The sequence below is a fragment of the Zemynaea arenosa genome (assembly GCF_004614185.1).
GTDB lineage: Bacteria > Pseudomonadota > Gammaproteobacteria > Burkholderiales > Burkholderiaceae_D > Telluria > Telluria arenosa.
Genome location: NZ_SPVF01000046.1, coordinates 1 through 18418 on the forward strand (window position 1 = coordinate 1; position 18418 = coordinate 18418).

The 18418-nt window shown below is 65.0% G+C and carries 20 protein-coding genes; 13 read left to right on the plus strand and 7 right to left on the minus strand.

All coding sequences use genetic code 11. From position 1 onward, the window contains the following. From accB to E4L96_RS03205, 8 genes are all read left to right on the plus strand, one after another. Positions 1-304 (plus strand): acetyl-CoA carboxylase biotin carboxyl carrier protein (accB, locus tag E4L96_RS03170; RefSeq protein WP_135205781.1); only part of this gene is annotated, 304 nt, incomplete at its 5' end. A 94-nt stretch (positions 305-398) separates the two neighbouring features. Beyond that, positions 399-1760, plus strand: coding sequence for an acetyl-CoA carboxylase biotin carboxylase subunit (gene accC, locus E4L96_RS03175; RefSeq protein WP_135205782.1), 1362 nt, complete (start codon positions 399-401; stop codon positions 1758-1760). Continuing rightward, positions 1757-2665 (plus strand): 50S ribosomal protein L11 methyltransferase, encoded by a 909-nt coding sequence (gene prmA / locus E4L96_RS03180; protein ID WP_135205783.1) that lies wholly within the window; start codon positions 1757-1759, stop codon positions 2663-2665. Before accC ends, prmA begins: the two co-directional genes overlap by 4 nt. Before the next feature lie 15 nt (positions 2666-2680). Continuing rightward, positions 2681-4507 (plus strand): zinc-ribbon and DUF3426 domain-containing protein, encoded by a 1827-nt coding sequence (locus E4L96_RS03185; RefSeq protein ID WP_135205784.1) that lies wholly within the window; start codon positions 2681-2683, stop codon positions 4505-4507. A gap of 23 nt (positions 4508-4530) precedes the next feature. Beyond that, positions 4531-5472 (plus strand): carbohydrate kinase family protein, encoded by a 942-nt coding sequence (locus tag E4L96_RS03190; protein ID WP_135205785.1) that lies wholly within the window; start codon positions 4531-4533, stop codon positions 5470-5472. A gap of 130 nt (positions 5473-5602) precedes the next feature. Beyond that, positions 5603-5908 carry a hypothetical protein gene (locus tag E4L96_RS03195; RefSeq protein ID WP_135205786.1) on the plus strand — a complete coding sequence of 102 codons (306 nt, stop codon included), beginning with the start codon at positions 5603-5605 and terminating at the stop codon, positions 5906-5908. Between the two features lies 1 nt (position 5909). Beyond that, complete coding sequence (locus E4L96_RS03200) at positions 5910-6590, plus strand: DUF6969 family protein (protein ID WP_220433384.1); 681 nt, start codon at positions 5910-5912, stop codon at positions 6588-6590. 96 nt (positions 6591-6686) lie between these two features. Then, a complete protein-coding gene (locus tag E4L96_RS03205) occupies positions 6687-7484 on the plus strand; it encodes a PEP-CTERM sorting domain-containing protein (RefSeq protein WP_135205787.1) in 798 nt (265 codons plus the stop codon). On the opposite strand, the gene E4L96_RS03210 is transcribed toward E4L96_RS03205, so the two are convergent. The 3 genes from E4L96_RS03210 to E4L96_RS03220 form a co-directional block, all read right to left on the minus strand. Beyond that, positions 7468-7773, minus strand: a complete 306-nt coding sequence (locus E4L96_RS03210) for a DUF167 domain-containing protein (RefSeq protein ID WP_135205788.1) — start codon at positions 7771-7773, stop codon at positions 7468-7470. The genes E4L96_RS03205 and E4L96_RS03210 overlap by 17 nt on opposite strands. After that, positions 7770-8300: a YggT family protein gene (locus E4L96_RS03215; RefSeq protein ID WP_267874307.1), complete on the minus strand. Its 531-nt coding sequence runs from the start codon at positions 8298-8300 to the stop codon at positions 7770-7772. Before E4L96_RS03215 ends, E4L96_RS03210 begins: the two co-directional genes overlap by 4 nt. Positions 8301-8388: 88 nt before the next feature. After that, complete coding sequence (locus tag E4L96_RS03220; RefSeq protein ID WP_135205789.1) at positions 8389-9270, minus strand: transcriptional regulator; 882 nt, start codon at positions 9268-9270, stop codon at positions 8389-8391. A 738-nt stretch (positions 9271-10008) separates the two neighbouring features. Between E4L96_RS03220 and E4L96_RS03225 the strand changes: the two genes are divergently transcribed. The 5 genes from E4L96_RS03225 (at position 10009) to E4L96_RS03245 (ending at position 13217) form a co-directional block, all read left to right on the plus strand. Next, on the plus strand, positions 10009-10539 hold the full coding sequence (locus tag E4L96_RS03225; RefSeq protein ID WP_135205790.1) for a hypothetical protein: 531 nt from the start codon (positions 10009-10011) through the stop codon (positions 10537-10539). Positions 10540-10782: 243 nt separating this feature from the next. Then, positions 10783-11130 (plus strand): hypothetical protein, encoded by a 348-nt coding sequence (locus E4L96_RS03230; protein ID WP_135205791.1) that lies wholly within the window; start codon positions 10783-10785, stop codon positions 11128-11130. A gap of 105 nt (positions 11131-11235) precedes the next feature. Continuing rightward, a complete protein-coding gene (locus E4L96_RS03235; RefSeq protein WP_135205792.1) occupies positions 11236-11553 on the plus strand; it encodes a hypothetical protein in 318 nt (105 codons plus the stop codon). Continuing rightward, positions 11540-12088, plus strand: a complete 549-nt coding sequence (locus tag E4L96_RS03240; RefSeq protein ID WP_135205793.1) for an ankyrin repeat domain-containing protein — start codon at positions 11540-11542, stop codon at positions 12086-12088. The genes E4L96_RS03235 and E4L96_RS03240 overlap by 14 nt, the downstream gene beginning before the upstream one ends. A gap of 265 nt (positions 12089-12353) precedes the next feature. Next, entirely contained in the window at positions 12354-13217 is an 864-nt protein-coding gene (locus tag E4L96_RS03245; RefSeq protein WP_135205794.1) for a hypothetical protein, read from the plus strand. Positions 13218-13265: 48 nt separating this feature from the next. Here the strand turns inward: E4L96_RS03245 and E4L96_RS03250 are convergent, their stop codons facing one another. The 4 genes from E4L96_RS03250 to E4L96_RS03265 form a co-directional block, all read right to left on the minus strand. Continuing rightward, a complete protein-coding gene (locus tag E4L96_RS03250) occupies positions 13266-14375 on the minus strand; it encodes a ribonucleotide-diphosphate reductase subunit beta (RefSeq protein ID WP_181017576.1) in 1110 nt (369 codons plus the stop codon). Positions 14376-14455: 80 nt separating this feature from the next. Further along, positions 14456-17365 (minus strand): ribonucleoside-diphosphate reductase subunit alpha, encoded by a 2910-nt coding sequence (locus E4L96_RS03255; protein ID WP_135205796.1) that lies wholly within the window; start codon positions 17363-17365, stop codon positions 14456-14458. 227 nt (positions 17366-17592) lie between these two features. Beyond that, a complete protein-coding gene (gene ampD / locus E4L96_RS03260) occupies positions 17593-18252 on the minus strand; it encodes a 1,6-anhydro-N-acetylmuramyl-L-alanine amidase AmpD (protein WP_135205797.1) in 660 nt (219 codons plus the stop codon). Then, on the minus strand, positions 18245-18418 hold a 174-nt coding region (locus tag E4L96_RS03265; RefSeq protein ID WP_181017577.1), incomplete at its 5' end, for a helix-turn-helix domain-containing protein. The genes E4L96_RS03265 and ampD, both read right to left, overlap by 8 nt.

The window sequence follows — 18418 nt, forward strand, 5'->3', positions numbered from 1 at the left end:
GCCCGCCCCTGCCGCCGCGCCGGTCGCCGCCCCTGCCGCCGCCGCTCCGGCCGCCGCGCCTGAACCGACCGGCCACATCGTCAAATCGCCGATGGTCGGCACTTTCTACCGCGCCTCCTCTCCGGGCGCCGCCGCTTTCGTGGAAGTCGGCCAGAGCGTCAAGCAGGGCGACACCCTGTGCATCATCGAAGCGATGAAACTGCTGAACGAGATCGACGCCGACGTCTCCGGCACCGTCACGCAGGTCCTGGTCGAGAATGGCCAGCCGGTCGAATTCGGCCAGCCGCTGTTCGTCATCGGCTAAGCAAGCTAGCTGTGTAGGGCCATCGCGCGGCCGCCGTGGCCGCGCCGCCCGCGCCGGCATCCCAAGAGCCGGCCTTCTCAAGAATCGAACGCACATGTTTGAAAAAATCCTCATCGCCAACCGTGGCGAAATCGCGCTGCGCATCCAGCGCGCCTGCCGCGAAATGGGCATCAAGACCGTGGTGGTCCACTCCGAGGCCGACCGCGACGCCAAGTACGTGAAGCTGGCCGACGAATCGGTCTGCATCGGCCCCGCGCAATCGGCGCAGAGCTATTTGAATATGCCCGCGATTATCTCGGCCGCCGAAGTGACCGACGCCGAGGCGATCCACCCCGGCTACGGCTTCCTGTCCGAGAACGCGGACTTCGCCGAGCGCGTGGAAAAATCCGGCTTCGTCTTCATCGGCCCGCGCGCGGATTCGATCCGCATGATGGGCGATAAGGTCTCCGCCAAGCAGGCCATGATCAAGGCCGGCGTGCCGTGCGTGCCGGGCTCCGATGGCGCCCTGCCGGACGACCCGAAAGAGATCGTGCAGACCGCGCGCCGCGTGGGTTACCCGGTGATCATCAAGGCGGCGGGCGGCGGCGGTGGCCGCGGCATGCGCGTGGTGCACACCGAGGCCGCGCTGCTCACCTCCGTGCAGATGACCAAGGCGGAAGCCGGTGCCGCTTTCGGCAACCCGGAAGTCTATATGGAGAAGTTCCTCGAGAACCCGCGCCATATCGAGATCCAGGTGCTGGCCGATGAACACAAGCAGGCCGTCTGGCTGGGCGAGCGTGACTGCTCCATGCAGCGCCGCCACCAGAAGGTGATCGAGGAAGCGCCGGCACCGGGCATCCCGCGCAAGCTGATCGAAAAGATCGGCGACCGCTGCGCCGAGGCGTGCCGCAAGATCGGCTACCGCGGCGCCGGTACCTTCGAATTCCTGTACGAGAACGGAGAGTTCTACTTCATCGAGATGAACACCCGCGTGCAGGTGGAGCATCCGGTGACCGAGATGATCACCGGGATCGACATCGTGCAGGAGCAGATCCGCATCGCCGCCGGCGAGAAGCTGCGCTTCCGCCAGCGCGACATCATGCTGGCCGGGCACGCGATCGAGTGCCGTATCAACGCCGAAGACCCGTTCAAGTTCACGCCGTCGCCGGGGCGCATCGTGTCCTGGCACGCGCCGGGCGGTCCGGGCGTGCGCGTGGATTCGCATGCGTACGCAGGCTACTTCGTGCCGCCGCATTACGATTCGATGATCGGCAAGGTGATCTCGTATGGCGCCACCCGCGAGCAGGCCATCCGCCGCATGCAAATCGCGCTCTCGGAGATGGTGGTTGAGGGTATTCTCACCAACATCCCGCTGCACCGCGAGCTGATGGTGGACGCGCGCTTCATCGAAGGCGGTACCAACATCCATTACCTGGAGCACAAGCTGGCGGACATGCCCAAGGCTGAGCAGAAATGAGCTGGACCGAAGTCGTCATCGAAATCGCCCGCGACCACGCGGAGGCCCTGTCGGACGCGCTGATGGAAGCGGGTGCGCTGTCGGTCTCCGTGGAGGATGCGGACGAAGGCACAGAGCAGGAGAAGCCCATGTTCGGGGAGCCGGGCATGGAGCCGACCGAGACTGCGTGGGAGCACTCGCGCGTGGTGGCCCTGACCGACACCGATGCCGACCAGGCGGCCATCGTGGCCGAGGCTTGCGCGGCGATTGGCTTGGCTGCCGTGCCGTCGTTCACCACACGTGACGTGGCGGACGAAGACTGGGTCCGCAAGACGCAGTCCCAGTTTGAGCCGATCCACATTGGCCAGAACATCTGGGTGGTGCCGTCGTGGCACGAGGCACCGGATTCGAATGGCCTGATTCTCGAACTCGATCCGGGGCTGGCGTTTGGCACGGGCTCGCACCCGACCACCCGCCTGTGCATGGAGTGGCTGGAGGCGCATCCGGCGCCGGGCAAATCGGTGCTGGACTATGGCTGCGGGTCGGGCATCCTGGCCATGGTGGCCAAGAAGCTGGGTTCCGGCGATGTCGCGGGTGTGGACATCGATCCGCAGGCGATCGAATCGGCCAAGGCGAATGCGGAGCGCAACCGCGTGGCGATCGACTACTACCTGCCGGACGAATTCGCGGTCTCGCCGCGTGAGCAGCAGCGCTTCGATATCGTGGTGGCCAACATCCTGTCGTCGCCGCTCAAGCTGATGGCGCCGATGCTGTCGGGGCGCGTGGCCTCGGGTGGCGCGCTGGTCCTGTCGGGCGTCCTGGCGCGCCAGGCGGAGGAAGTGGCGGCGGCATATGCGCCGTTCATCCAGCTCAGCGTCTGGAAGGAGTTCGACGGCTGGGTCGCGCTGCACGGCCGGCTGTCCTGAGACATCACTGAACGCATGGCGCTCGCCACACAATGCCCCCACTGCGGAACGATCTTTCGGGTCGCGTCCGACCAGCTCAAGCTGCGTGGGGGAATTGTCCGGTGCGGGAAGTGCGGCGAAGTCTTTGACGGGAACGCGAGCCTGATCGATGTCGATGCGATCAGGGCGGGCAGCGCGGCGGCTCCGGTGCCAGGTCCCGCCGACACATCCACCGAATCGCCAGTCAGCCCCGCCGAGGCGTTCGACTCGGCCATTGAGGCCATCGAGGAAGCGGCAGCTGCGCAGCAACCTGCCTCCGGCGGCACCGACGTCGAGGTGTACACCCTCGATTTCAATACCCGTTTCACTCCACTCGGCATTCTGCCCAAGGCGGAAGCCGACCAAGCGGACGCAGAAGCGGATGCAAGCTTCGATGCGGAAGCGGAAGCAGAAGCGGAAGCTGAGCCAGATGCCGCCGAGCCTCCTGCTGCAACCACAGAGCCGGAGCCTGCATCGGAGCCGGACATGCCGCCCGCACCGGAACCGCTGACCGAGCCCGAGCCGCTGACCGAGCCCGAGCCGCTGACCGAGCCCGAGCCGCTCGCCGAGCCCGAGACGCTGCCCGAATCCGAGCCAGAAGTTCTCCCCGAGCCGGAGCCGTTGCCCGAACCCGAGCCGGAAATCCTTCCCGAGCCCGAGCCGTTGCCCGAACCCGAGCCGGAAACGCTGCCCTCACCGGAACCACTGCTCGAGGCCGAGCCGGAAGGGCTGCCTGCCCCGAATTCCCTGCTCGAGGAGGAGCCGGAAGCACCGCCCCAACCTGAGCCGCTGACCGAGCCAGACGCTCAGTCCGGGCGCGAGCCGATGCTCGAATCCGATGCTCCGCCGGCGCCTGCCGCAACGGCAGAGCAGGAGGACCAGCACGAAATCACTGGCGGCCAGGAGCCGGAAGCCTTGCCAGCGCTCGCCATCGACTTCGACCTCGACTTGCCCGCCACACCAACGCGCACCGGCGACGCCGCAACGTCTTCCGACTCCGCCCTGCCTGCCGACGAGGCGGAAGAAGCGGTAGCCTCCGAACCCCTGCCGGATGCCATGGCGGCGGCACATGCACGCCCCGAACCCGACCTGTCCGCCCTCCTCGACCACCGCGCGCAAACCGAAGAGATCACGCCCTTGCCCGCGCCGGACATCAGCAGCGAGGCCGAGCTGATCCCCGGCGCCATGGCCGTGGTGCCTGAACCAGCGGCGGAAGCGGATCAGGAAGCTTCAGCGGCAGCACAGGGGGAAGCAAAGGAGGAGGCACAAGCCGAGGTCGAACCGGCCGCCGAGGAAGAGCCCGACGAACCCAGCTTCGTCACCAAGTCCAAGCGCAAGGAAAAAACCACCCGCGTCATGCGCATCGTGATGGCAGTGGGCAGCATCATTCTCGTCACCGCCCTGCTCGCCCAAGCCGCCCTCACCTTCGGCAGCGTCCTCGCCGCCCGCTACCCGCAGCTGAAGCCCACGCTCAGCGCCACCTGCCAGGTGCTGGGCTGCCGCATCGCCCTGCCTGCCCAGCCGGAAGCGCTGGCCGTGGACACCGGCGAACTGCAAACCCTGGGCGCCGACACCTTCTCGTTCACGACCACGCTGCACAACACCAGCGCCCTGCAGCAAACCTGGCCTCACATCGAACTGGCGCTCACGGACGCCAACGACAAGCCGCTGATGCGCCGCGTGATCACGCCAGCGGAATACCTCCCCGCCGGCACCGACCAGAACAAAGGCTTCGCCCCGCGCACCGACCAGCCGGTGAAGCTCTACTTCGAACTGAAAGACCTGAAAGCGTCCGGCTACCACATCGCCGTCTTCTACCCGTAACCAGTCAAACAACACCCCAGACCATGACCACCAAAACCGCCCTGATTTGCGGCTCGCTCGCCTTCGACAAGATCATGCAGTACCACGGCCGCTTCGGCGACGCCCTGCTGGCCGATCAGCTGCACAAGGTGAACGTGTCGTTCCTGGTGCCGACCCTGCGCACCGAGTACGGTGGCTGCTCCGCCAACGTCGCCTACAACCTCAAGATGCTGGGCGGCGACCCGCTGATCATGGCCACCATCGGCCAGGACGGCGGCGACTACCTGAAGCGCTTCGAACAACAGGGCATCAGCACGCGCGGCATCAAGACCATCCCGCACGCCTACACCGCCCAGTGCTTCGTCACTGCGGACCAGGACAACAACCAGATCAACGCCTTCCACCCCGGTGCGATGGAGTTCGCGCACGAGAACAATGTAGCCGACATGGGCGAGCTGCGCGTCGCCATCGTCGCCCCGGATGGCCGCGGCGGCATGCTGAAGCACGCGCGCGACTGTGCCCAGCTGGGCATCCCGCTGATGTTCGACCCGGGCCAGCAGCTCCCGCGCTTCAACGGCGAGGAACTGATTGAATTCATCAACCAGGCCACTTACCTCGCCTGCAACGACTACGAATTCGAGATGCTGATGGACCGCACTGGTCTCACGCTGCCCGAGATCGCGTCGCGCCTGAAGGCGCTGATCGTCACCCGCGGCGAGAAGGGCTCCGAGATCTACGCCGACGGCCAGCGGCATGAGATCCCCTCCGTGCAGGCCGAAGCCGTGGTCGACCCGACCGGCTGCGGCGACGCCTACCGCGCCGGCCTCCTGTACGGCATCACGCTGGACCTGGACTGGCCAACCACCGGGCGCATCGCCAGCCTGCTGGGCGCCATCAAGATCGCCCACCAGGGCGGCCAGAACCACAGCTTCACGCGCGACGAGATCGCCCAGCGCTTCGAGGCGGCGTTCGGCTACCGCTTCTGATTCCAGGCGGCGCACGCGCCGCCGCTCCTGCCGATTTTTGGCATGTCCGGCGGGCCGCAGGCCCAGGTTTCGTGGGATACTCGCTGCGCGGTGCAAACCGCCCCGACTATACCAATCCAAGGAGACCTGTATGACGACCCACCTGAAACTCGCTTCGCTGGCCGCCCTTACCGCCGCGACCCTGGCCCTGCCGGCCGCCGCGCAGCAAGCATCTGCTCCGGCCAAATGCGCCCCGCACCCGATGGCCAAGTGCGGCGCCAAGGTCAAATGCGGCGCCAAGTGCAGCGCCAAGCACGCCTCGATGACGGCCAAGTGCGGCGCGAAATGCAGCGCCAAGCATGCGTCGATGTCCGGCAAGTGCGCCGCCAAGTGCTCCCCGAAATGCGCGCCGAAATGTGCCGCCAAGTGCGCCCCGAAGTGCGCGGCCAAGCACTGACGTGACGCGGCAGGCGCTGTCCCGCTGGTCCGACCCGGTGCAGCTCCGGGCGGAAGCCGGACAGCGCCTGCTGCAAACCTATGCCGCCCTGGCGGCGCGCGGCGCCCATCTGCTGGGCCACGTGCTGGGCGGCCAGGCGCCGCGCCAATGGGATCACTACCCCGAGCAGGACGCCATCGACCACGCCAGTGGCTACCAGTGGTTCTACCATTCCCATCATCCCGAAGACCGCGCCGGCGCTGCCGAGCATGGGCACATCCACCTGTTCGCCCGCCGGCCCCTGTGGAGCCGCCGGCTGAATTCGCGGAACGAACGCGCCTTCGCTGAACTGTGCGGCCATCCCGAGCCCAGCCCGGCGACTCGCCATCTGCTGGGCGTGAGCTTCGACGCGAAGGGCCTGCCCATTTCGCTGTTCACCGTGAACAGCTGGGTGACCGGGGACTTGATGCTGAGCGCCGGCCTCACCCTGGATCTACTCGACAGGATGGCCCTCGACACTGGCCACCCCGAAGTGGACGCCGTGCTGGAAACGGTGGTGTGCCTGTGCGGCCCCGAGCTGCGTGAGCTCATGCACCGGCGCGACGCTGCCTTGCGTGCCCATCCGGGCGCCGCCAAGCTGCAAGATGAGGCCCTGGAATTGCTCGCGGAAATGCCGATCGATCTCGACAGCAAGTTGGGCTGAGACCCGCGTCACAGTTCAACCGTGCGCGACCGGGGTCAGGCGCATACTTCAGCCATCGTCCGCCGCAAGGGCGGAACTCATCGATGGAGGAGCATCATGTCTTGCCGTTCACTCGGGCGCGCCGCCGCGCCGTTCATCCTGGCGCTTGCGGCCAGCATCCCGGCCCTGGCCCAGGACCAGACCGGCACCGCCAGCGTCATCCTGTCCAATCTCACCTTGACCACCAGTGCGGTGGGCAGTGGTGCCAACGGCGGCGCCACGCGCGGCCCGGACGAGCGCAGCTTCGGCATGGAAGCGATTGATACGGCCGGGCGGGCCTGGGGGGACGGCGGGAGCGCGGTCTCCAACGGCCCCCTCAACCTGACCCACAGCACCACGGAACACGACCACGCGATCGTGATCTCGAGCTGGACCTGGTTCTCCAGCAGCCCGCTGATTTCCGTGAGCGACCTGTCGCAGGCATCCGGTGTGCAGGACTGGGCCAGCGCCTTCAGCCAGCAGTCCGTCCAGACTCTCTTTCACCTCGCCCCCCACACCCGCCTGACCCTGACGGCCGATGTGGACCTGAACGCGGAACTGGGCATGGACGTGCCCTGGCAAAGCGCCTCATACAGCTTCTACTCCGTGTTCGCGCCCGTGGACGGCGGCGACGCGCAAAGCTACTACCGCGCGGCGTCCATCGCGCCTGGGCAGACAGCGGGCCTGACCGAGAGCATCAGCTTCAGCATCGAGAACACCGGCACGTCGACCATGGACATCGTCTGGCAGCGCGATGCCAGCACCTTCGTCGGCATGCTGGCGGTGCCGGAACCGGCGCCCATCTCGATGGCCATGGTGGGTGGCGGGATCCTGTTCTGGGCTGCGCGCCGCCGCGCCGCTAAGCCGGCACGTTAAAGCGAAGCGCCACCGCGGCCGGGTCCAGGCCCGTGGCGCGCACCTCCACCAGCTTGCGGCGGCTGGTCAGCCCGTGGGTGATGGTGACGGCACTGCGCGGTACGCCCAGCGTCTCGGCGACGAAGCGCACCAGCGCCTCATTGGCCCGGCCTTCGATGGGCGGCGCCTGCAGCTTCAGTTTGAGGGAATCGTCATGGAGGCCGACGGCCTCCGTCTTCTTGGCGCCCGGCTGCACATGGAAAGCCAGGCGCACGCCGCCCGCGATGGCGGCGCACCAGGGGTGATTCATCCGAACGGGAAGATGTTGTCGAGGATGATCTTGGCGATCTGCAGGAGAATCACCGCCACCAGCAGCGACAAGTCCAGCCCACCGACCAGCGGCACCACGCGGCGCAGCGGCCGCAGGATCGGGTCGTTCAGCGCCCGCACGAAGGGTGCCAGCGGCGCATGCGGGTTCACCCAGCTGAAGATCGCTTCGATGATCAAGAGTGCGATGAAGCCGTAGATAATCCAGGTCAGGAAGCGGTACAGCGCCATGAGCACGATGCCCTGGCCGCTCATCCCGATTGCCAGGTAGATCGAGGTCCCGAGCAGCACCACGATGAAGGCGCCGATCAGGCTCGCCCAGTCATAGCCGCCCACGCCCGGCACGATGCGGCGCAGCGGACGCACCAGCCAATCGGACAGCGTGAAGATGAACTGCCCCACCGATTGCGGTGGACGCACACGGATCGCCTGCATCCAGAAGCGCAGCAGCAGCACGCCGCCGAGGATACTGACCGCGGCATCGATGATCAGCTGAACGATACGAAACACGAGCTCTCCTTTGCTCCTTCAACGAAAAAAAACCGCTGTGTGACTGCTCACACAGCGGTATTTTGCCTTATTCCAGGCACAGCGGGCGTTACGGACGGCTGCTGGTCGGGAACGGCCATGCTGCTGCCGGAGCCAGCACGGTCTTGGCGGCCGGAGCGGCCGGTGCTGCCGGAGCGGCGGCGGCCGGTGCCGGAGCTGCTGCGGCCGGAGCCGGAGCGGCGGCCGGCTTGGCGGCCGGAGCTGCTGCCTTCTTCGGAGCGGCGGCCTTCTTGGCTGCTGCCGGCTTAGCTGCCGGAGCGGCCTTGGCTTCAGGCTTTTTTGCTGCTGGCTTAGCCGCTGCCTTTACTGCCGGCTTCTTGGCTGCCGGCTTCGCTGCTGCCGACTTGGCTGCGGGTTTAGCTGCTTTAGCTGCAGGCTTCGCAGCGGCTTTCTTGGCGGCCGGCTTGGCCGCAGCTTTTTTCGCTGCAGGCTTGGCGGCGGCTTTTTTCGCTGCAGGCTTGGCAGCAGCTTTCTTCGCTGCAGGCTTAGCGGCGGCCTTCTTAGCTGCAGGCTTGGCTGCGGCTTTGGCGGTCGACTTCTTCGCTGCCGGCTTGGCTGCAGCTTTCTTGGCTGCTGGCTTGGCTGCGGCTTTCTTGGCTGCTGGCTTAGCTGCTGCCTTGGCAGTGGACTTCTTCGCTGCCGGCTTGGCTGCTGCTTTCTTCGCTGCCGGTTTAGCTGCTGCCTTGGCGGAGGTCTTCTTCGCTGCCGGCTTAGCTGCTGCCTTCTTTGCTGCCGGTTTGGCTGCCGGTTTTGCGGCTGCCTTCTTCGCTGCCGGCTTAGCTGCCGGTTTAGCGGCGGCCTTCTTCGCTGCCGGTTTAGCGGCTGCCTTGGCTGCGGGTTTAGCGGCGGCTTTCTTAGCTGCCGGCTTGGCGGCTGCGGTTTTCGCCGTTGCCTTCTTCGGTTCTGCTGCTTTCTTAGCGGCTGTTGCCATTTGAGTTCTCCTTCATCTGGGATGAAAAGTTCATGTTTAAAACCCGTCCGGTCCTTGCGGTCCTGGCGGGTTATTCATCGGCACAAACCGTTGGAGCGGTGTTTATGCTAATGAATTCGGCACCAGCTGAACTGCTTCAACTCCTCACGAATTGAAGCACTTCAGCCATTGTCGCTTGCGCGACTTCTTACTTCTCCTGCTTCAAGTCGCTGATTCAACCCGGACATGCGGCCCGGCCGAAAACGAAAAAGCCGCCTTACCCGATCTCTCAGGCAGTGCGGCTCGACGTGTTCAGCGCTGGCTTTAAGTGCATATCGGTTTGAATCAACGTCCCACTTTTGATCGGTTTTTGGGGCGCTGCACACACAAAAAAATTTTTGTTGACAGCGTCCGGCAAATTCAATGACGTAAAGTACACGAAAACCTTACTAGCACGCAACTGGCGATGCGGATTTTCTCATTCTTTTTTTCGCGAGGACGCACGCATGAGCGCGTGCGTGCGCGTCGCGGCGCGCGTTGTGGATGAGTGCACTGGGATTTTTGGGCGGCTGCGGTGAAATGGCCGCTTCAAAGTAGGCCTTATTCCAATTGGGTTTCTTTCAATTCGGCGCCGCGCGGGAGATTCGCAGCAGCGCGCATCACGCGCGTGAGTCATGCGATGCATTCACTGTCCCATCTTTGCGACACAACGCACGCACAATCGCACCCGCGCACGATTGAAAGCGAGTCTGCGCACGATTGAGAACGCATAAGCAAAGCGATTTCGCGCGCACCGACACTGACGATTTCGCGCGCGCGCACATCATGTTCGACGTCTCCCACCTCCTCGCCTGGCTGCTGCTGACCATCGTGGTCCCGCTGATCGCGCCCGTAGCGCTGCTGGCCCTGCTCGCCCTCAGCCGCCGCTTCCGCCACCGCGCCCGCGAGCTCCTCCACCGCTCCATCCGCGAAGGCCAGCTGTGCTGGACCGCCATCGCCCTCTCCGCCGCAGCCACGTACGAAGCTGCAGACGTCCTGACCCGCATCGCGCTTGCTGGCGACACCAGTGGCGAGATCGCGCTAGGTTGGGGATTCGTGGGTTGTCATGTGCTGATCATCGTCGTGGCCTCCGTGATTGTTCTGCTCGGCGTGATGGACGCGGTGCTTGCCGAGGATGCTGGAGACTACACAGCCGGCGCTACTCCGCTCCTGATCCGCACTTCCATCGGCTTAGTCTTGTTTAGTGCTGCGCTCTCGGCGCGCAGCCACATGTGGGCGATGGCCAATTGATGGGAGGTCTTGTGTCCTGGTTTACGAAATACATAGAGCAGCGCGAAGCCAGGCTTCGGCTGATGAAGCAGGTGACGATTTTTGCCGGCGTCTGTACCGCAATCCAACTGACGCTGTCACTCCTCTACCTGCTGACCAGATAGTCGGCGCTCCGCCGAGCTCGCTCAGCTTGAGCGATGTCAAAACATCCGTGTCTGGCTCCCGATGCAATTGGGCTTTCCGCTTGACTGAACGGGAGAGGCGATGGCCGCCTGCAGACACATACGACAGACTCTGACTGCCGTGATCTTGCTTGGCTTTTGTCTGGGCGCCGAATGGGCGGAATCTGCCCCGCTCCCCAAAGAGGTGCAGCGGTTTATCGACCGCCGTGAAGCCTGTGATCACTTCCGCGGTGAAGATTGGGACGGCGACAAACAACGCAAGAAGGAGATTCTGCGAGAGCTCGACCGCTATTGCACCGGCACCGATAAAGCGCTGGCGCGACTCCGAACGAAGTATGCCCATGATCCCGCCGTCATCACCCGCCTGAAGGATTTCGAGGATGTGATCGAAGCCCCGCCCGAGCCGAAGCCCGCGCGCCACAAGAAATAGCCGCTGAGTCCGCCTCAGCAGTTTTGCGCTACCTCAAAGCTAGCCCCTCGCTCTCTCGGCTTAATGATGGTTCCGGTTGACACCGCCAGAAAGCAGAGGCCGATCATGACGCCTTTTCAACAAGATTCTCCGCTCGCTCCCGCCGCCTTCAATGCCGTCCTGGCGCTGTCTCTTCTATTGGGAATGGCGGTGGCCGCCGCCGAGCGCCACCCGCTACCCGCCGATATCCAGCGCTTGCTGGATAAATGGGACACCTGCCACCGCCCCGTTCCAAAAGATATCCAGCGCTATTGCCGCGGCTCCGCCGACGCTCTGGCCGCCCTGAAAATCAAATACGCCACCGACGCCACCATCAGCGCGCGCCTCAAGAATATGGAAGAGGAGATAATCGCCGCTGAAGGAGACCGACATGTACACCGATAACCCGTCCGGCGCCGCCCATCCCCGTCCGGCGCTCGACGACAAAACCCTGGAATTCATGCGCCAGGTATTTTCATGGGTCCGCGCCGGCCAGGCCGACGAATTGAAAGCCGTCCTTGATCAGGGCTTTCCGCCCAATTTGCGGAACGAACGCGGCGACAGCCTGCTGATGCTGGCCTGCTACCACGGCCATTACGCCGCTGCCCAAACCCTGCTCGATCACGGCGCCGATCCCGAAATTTTCAACGACGCCGGCCAGAGCCCCCTGTTCGGCGTCGCCTTCAAAGGCAACGAGCCGATTGCCACCCTGCTGCTGGACCACGGCGCCAACCCCAACGCCGCCGCCCCCGACGGCAAGACCGCCGTGACCTTCGCCGCCATGTTCGACCGGGTGGAGATCCTGCAGTTACTGCTCGACCGCGGCGCCGATCCGGTTGCCCGCGAACTCTCCGGCACCACCGCCCTGGACGCCGCCCGCCGCATGGGCGCCGTCCGCACCGCCGATCTCCTGGCCAAACTCCTCGGCGCCGACGCCTAGGCTGGCGTCTCCACCGCCCCGCCCGCTCGGCTCCGCCTGACTCACCAGCGCTACACTTCTGCCGCTCAGCACGCCGGGGTACGTCCCGGGCGGGCTGAGGCGCACATGTGTGTCGGATTTGGAACGGCGGACTCGGCTGGCACGAGCGCTGCATCATCCGCTGGCGAACCTTGGGCCCGCCCCAAGGCCCCTCCGTGCATACGTCGCGCACGTGCGGCTGTTGCGCTATGATCCTGCGCTGCTATTGAACAGAGCAGGAGCGCACATGACCGGGCCCGATCCCGCAGCCCATACCGCCGTAAGTCCGGCTGCCGCCGCCACCGACACCGGCACGGCTCGTGAAGCCGCCGACACCGCGAGCGTGGTCGGCACGCCGACCGCCGTTGCGCAGGACGCCCTGGCGCGCCTGTTCGCGCGCTGCGCCGCCATCGCCGACGACTGGGAAGGCCCGCAGCCCGACAAGTGGCGCGCCATGCTGACCGACACGCTGGCGGAACCTGCCCTGCAGACCGATGCCGCCCGCGCCGCCTTCGAACAGCAACTGGTAACCGTCCTGGCCAGCGGCTGGCGCCCGGGCCACGACGCCCTGTTCTGGGTCGCCCCGTCGGCATTTGGCTGGGACACCGCCCCCGCCACCCTGCTCCGCCACGGCGCCGCCGGCGAGCGTCTGCAGCAAGCCCTCGACGAACAGCGCACCTTCGACCAGCAGGTCGACCGCCTGCGCTTCCTGCAGCGCTACATCGCCGGCCGGCTGCGCCGCCCCGAGCTCCCGTCCGACGAAGAGCTGCTGTACCGCGTCCCCCACGCCGTTGACATGGTCCGCCGCTTCCCCACCTGGACCGCCACCATCACCGACCTGTCGGCTCTCGACCGCTGGACCGCCCGCTACGCCACCCTCCCCAAGGCCCGCGCGTTGCCGGCACCCGGCGACACCCGCCCCTGGTCCCCCGACGTCGAAAGCAACCGCGCCCTGGCCTGGATCGTGATCGGAACCGTGATCCTGCTGACCGCCATCGCCATCATCTCCCGCCTGGGCGAGAAACGTGGCCCACCCCCGCGCGCTCAAATGAGCTTCTCGAACACCGAGCCGGTCTCAGTGCCGCCACCCGCCAGCGCACCATCTAAATGAAAAAAGCCGCCCGAAGGCGGCTTTTGCATGCAGCGGTGCGGCCTGGGATCAGTCCCAGTTCAGCGCCCCGCCGGTCTGGTACTCGGTCACGCGCGTCTCGAAGAAGTTGCGCTCCTTCTTCAAGTCGATCATCTCGCTCATCCACGGGAACGGGTTCTCTTCCTGCGGGAACAGCGGGTCGAGGCCGATCTGGGTGGCGCGGCGGTTGGCGATGAAGCGCAGGTAGCCCTTGAACATGGTCGCGTTCAGACCCAGCACGCCCCGCGGCATGGTGTCCTCGGCGTAGCGGTACTCCAGGTCCACCGCCTTCAGGAACAGCTGCTTGATCTCTTCCTTGAAGGCCGGAGTCCACAGCAGCGGGTTCTCCATCTTGATGGTGTTGATCAGGTCAATGCCGAAGTTGCAGTGCATCGACTCGTCGCGCAGGATGTACTGGTACTGCTCGGCCGCACCGGTCATCTTGTTCTGGCGGCCCAGCGCCAGGATCTGCGTGAAGCCGACGTAGAAGAACAGGCCTTCCATCAGGCAGGCGAACACGATGATCGACTTCAGGAGGGTCTGGTCGGCTTCCAGCGTGCCGGTCTTGAACTCCGGGTTGGTCAGGGTCTCGATGAACGGGATCAGGAACTGGTCCTTGTCACGGATCGACGCGATCTCGTTGTAGGCGTTGAAGATCTCTTTCTCGTCCAGGCCCAGCGACTCCACGATGTACTGGTAGGCGTGGGTGTGGATCGCCTCTTCGAACGCCTGGCGCAGCAGGTACTGGCGGCACTCCGGCGCGGTGATGTGGCGGTAGGTGCCCAGGGTGATGTTGTTGGCGGCCAGCGAGTCGGCCGTCACGAAGAAGCCCAGGTTGCGCTTGACCAGGCGGCGCTCGTCCTCGGACAGGCCGTTCGGGTTCTTCCACAGCTCGATGTCGCGCTGCATGTTCACTTCCTGCGGCATCCAGTGGTTGGCGCAGCCGGCCAGGTACTTGTCCCAGGCCCACTTGTACTTGAAGGGGACCAGCTGGTTCACGTCGGTCTTGCCGTTGATGATGCGCTTGTCGTCGGCGTTGACGCGCTTCGCGATCTGCTCGGCGGACGCGCCGGTGTCGCCGGCGGCCGGGGCGCGCGGTGCGGGTGCGGAGGAAGTGGCTTCGTCGTCCCAAGAAAGCATGATGATGTCCTTAGTGCGTATTTATATAGTGTAGTCAAAAGCGCCCGGACTGGCCGGGCGCGTTACGGATGCTTACGGTATTACTGGCAGGCTTCGCACTCTTCGAAGCCCGGGTCGCCCGGACGCAGGTAGCAGGCGGCGCCCTCGGCCACTTCCGTGGCGGCGGCTGCCGGTTGCGGGGCGGCCGATCCAGCCGACATGCCACCGTCCACGGCCACTGCATTCAGCGCGCCGGTCTTGGTGGTCGACTTCTCCATGTGCGACGCCGCGATAGTACGCAGGTAGTAGGTGGTCTTCAGGCCACGCAGCCAGGCCAGCTTGTAGGTCTCGTCCAGCTTCTTGCCCGAGGCGCCTGCCATGTAGATGTTCAGCGACTGGGCCTGGTCGATCCACTTCTGGCGGCGCGAAGCGGCTTCCACCAGCCAGCGCGGCTCGACTTCGAACGCGGTGGCGTAGATGTCGCGCAGGTCCTGCGGCACGCGGTCGATCTTGGTCAGCGAGCCGTCGAAGTACTTCAGGTCCGCGATCATCACTTCATCCCACAGGTCGCGGGCCTTCAGGTCGCGCACCAGGTAGGCGTTGATCTCGGTGAACTCGCCCGACAGGTTGGACTTCACGTACAGGTTCTGGAAGGTCGGTTCGATACAGGCCGACACGCCGATGATGTTCGAGATGGTCGCGGTCGGGGCGATCGCCACGCAGTTCGAGTTACGCATGCCGAACTGCTTGATGCGGTTGCGCACCACGGACCAGTCCATCGACTCGGACATGTCCTGCTCCAGGTAGCCGCCGCGCTGCTCAAGCAGCAGCTTGACCGAGTCCTGCGGCAGGATGCCGCGGTCCCACAGCGAACCTTCATACGATTCGTAGCGGCCACGCTCCTCGGCCAGCTCGGTCGAGGCCAGGTAGGCGTAGTAGCACACCGCTTCCATCGAGCGGTCGGCGAATTCCACCGACTCCTGGGAGGCGAACGGCACGCGCATCATGTGCAGGCAGTCCTGGAAGCCCATGATGCCCAGGCCCACCGGACGGTGGCGCAGGTTGGAGTTCTTGGCCTTGTCGACGGCGTAGTAGTTGATGTCGATGACGTTGTCCAGCATGCGCATCGCGGTGCGGATGGTCTTCTGCAGCTTGACGTGATCGAGCTTGCCCTCTTTCATATGGGCCGGCATGTTCACGGAGCCCAGGTTGCAGACCGCGATTTCGCTGTCGTTGGTGTTCAGCGTGATCTCGGTGCACAGGTTGGACGAGTGCACCACGCCCACGTGCTGCTGCGGCGAGCGGATGTTGCACGGATCCTTGAAAGTGATCCACGGGTGGCCGGTCTCGAACAGCATCGACAGCATCTTGCGCCACAGGTCCAGCGCCTCGACCTTCTTGAAGACGCGGATTTCGCCGCGCGCGGCCTTGGCTTCGTACTCGGTGTAGGCGGCTTCGAAGGCCTTGCCGGTCAGGTCGTGCAGGTCCGGGCACTCGGACGGCGAGAACAGCGTCCAGTGCGACTTCTCCATCACGCGCTTCATGAACAGGTCCGGAATCCAGTTCGCGGTGTTCATGTCGTGGGTGCGGCGGCGGTCGTCGCCGGTGTTCTTGCGCAGGTCGAGGAATTCTTCCACGTCCATGTGCCAGGTCTCGAGGTACGCGCAGACCGCGCCTTTGCGCTTGCCGCCCTGGTTCACCGCGACGGCGGTGTCGTTCACCACCTTCAGGAACGGGACCACGCCCTGGGATTTGCCATTGGTGCCCTTGATGTGCGAGCCGAGCGCACGCACCGGGGTCCAGTCGTTCCCCAGGCCGCCGGCGAACTTCGCCAGCAGGGCGTTTTCCTTGATCGCCTCGTAGATGCCTTCCAGGTCGTCCGACACGGTGGTCAGGTAGCACGAGGAGAGCTGCGAGCGCTGGGTGCCCGAGTTGAACAGGGTCGGGGTCGACGACATGAAGTCGAAGGTCGACAGCAAGTTGTAGAACTCGATGGCGCGCGCTTCGCGGTTCTCTTCGTTCAGCGCCAGGCCCATGGCCACGCGCATGTAGAAGGCCTGCGGCATCTCGATGCGGATGTCGCGCACGTGCAGGAAGTAGCGGTCGTACAGGGTTTGCAGGCCGATGTAGCCGAACTGCAGGTCACGGTCGGCGACCAGCGCCTTGGACAGCTTGGCCAGGTCGAACTTGGCCAGTTCCTCATTCAGCAGTTCCGCCTCGATGCCCTTGGCGATGTACTTCGGGAAGTACTCGACATAGGCTTTCGCGGCGTCGGCCTGCTTCACCTCGGAGCCGAAGACTTCTTTACGGATCGTGTGCAGCAGGATGCGGGCGGTGACCTGCGAGTAGGCCGGGTCCTTTTCCATCAGCGCGCGGGCGGCCAGGATGGCGGACTTGTGCAGCTCTTCGACCGGCACGCCGTCGTACAGGTTCTTCACGGTTTCGGCCAGGATGGCTTCCGCGTCGACGTGCTTCTCCAGGCCCACGCAGGCAGCGCCGATCAGGCCACGCACTTCGGCGATGTCCAGCGGACGGCGGGTGCCGCCATCGACCACGTGGATCTGCGGTGCGGCGATGTCGGTCGCGCCGGACGCCTCGCGCGCCTTGCGGCGCTCTTCCATCTGCTTGGCGCGGTACAGCACGTAGGCCCGTGCCACGTCATGCTCGCCCGAGCGCATCAGCGCCAGCTCGACCTGGTCCTGCACGTCCTCGATGTGGAAGGTGCCGCCCGACGGCTGGCGGCGCATCAGCGCGGCCACCACGTTGTCGGTCAGCTGCTCCACGATCTCGCGCACGCGTGCCGAGGCCGCGCTCTGTCCACCATGGACGGCGAGGAAGGCCTTGGTCATCGCGACCGCGATCTTGGACGGTTCGAACCCGACCACCGCGCCATTGCGGCGAATGATGCGGTAGTCACCCTGCGCGGCGGCTTCCGTCGGCTTGACGGCCGGCGTGTCCATGCCCTGCGAAGGCGGCAGTGCTGCGGGGGAGATGTCGTGGGAAGTTTGCATTCGGCCTCCAAGCTGCTGCGGTGTCTGGGCACCGCGTCTGTACAAGTCAAAAAACAAAAAAGCTCCGCCAACCGATGCAGCCTGAACGGCTATCGCCTCAATTTTCGGAAACTCGGGTTGTGGTGGGAGGGGGTCCCGGCGCTACTACATCTAGTGATGAGTCTTGATATGAGACTAATTGTAGTGCCTCGAAAAGGGGGAAGCAATGGGTTTCCGGAAGATTTTTTTCATCCAGGAAGCTTGACTTCGGCGAGGCTGGAAACGATGCGTACTGGCCGGTGAGTGTGCGCTAACACGGGTTTTTTTTCGTGAGAATCGGTGAGCAAGTTCGTGAACTTGGGCCAGTCAAACCAGGGGCCGGGATCGGTCTTGCGGCCTGGTGCGATGTGTTCGTGACCCATGATCGCGGTGATCGGGTAACGGACCAGCAGTGCGCGCGCGAGGGTGACCAAGGACACATATTGTGCGGCGGCGAAGGGCACGAAGTCGCTGCCTTCCACCTCGATGCCGACCGAGAAGGCATTGCAGTTCTCGCGCCCTTCGAAGGACGAGACGCCGGCATGCCAGGCCCGCTGGTCGGCGGACACGAACTGCACTACCCGGCCGTCGCGCCGCACCAGGAAGTGGGCCGAGACCTGCACGCCGCGCAGGCTGTCAAAGGTCGCGTGGGCGCTGAAGTCAATACGGTTGGTGAACAGGTCCGGCACGTGCGGGGTGCCGAACTGCCCGGCCGGAAGGCTGATGTTATGGATGACGAGCAGGGTCACCGCTTCGCCACTCGGGCGTGCGTCGAAATTGGGGGAGTCGTAGCGGTGCGCGGAGGAGTACCAGCCGTCCGCGCTGATTAAAGAGCGCTCGTCATGCTCATCCGGCGGCCGGTCAGTCATCGGGGGCCTGGATGTCGAGCTTCTGCATCTGGTAGCGCAGCTGGCGGAAGCTAATGCCGAGCAGCTGGGCGGCCTGGGTGCGGTTGAACTGGGTCTGGACCAGTGCTTTTAATATGATGTCACGCTCGATTTTTTCAAGGTAGGCCGGGAGGTCGCTCGGCAGTTC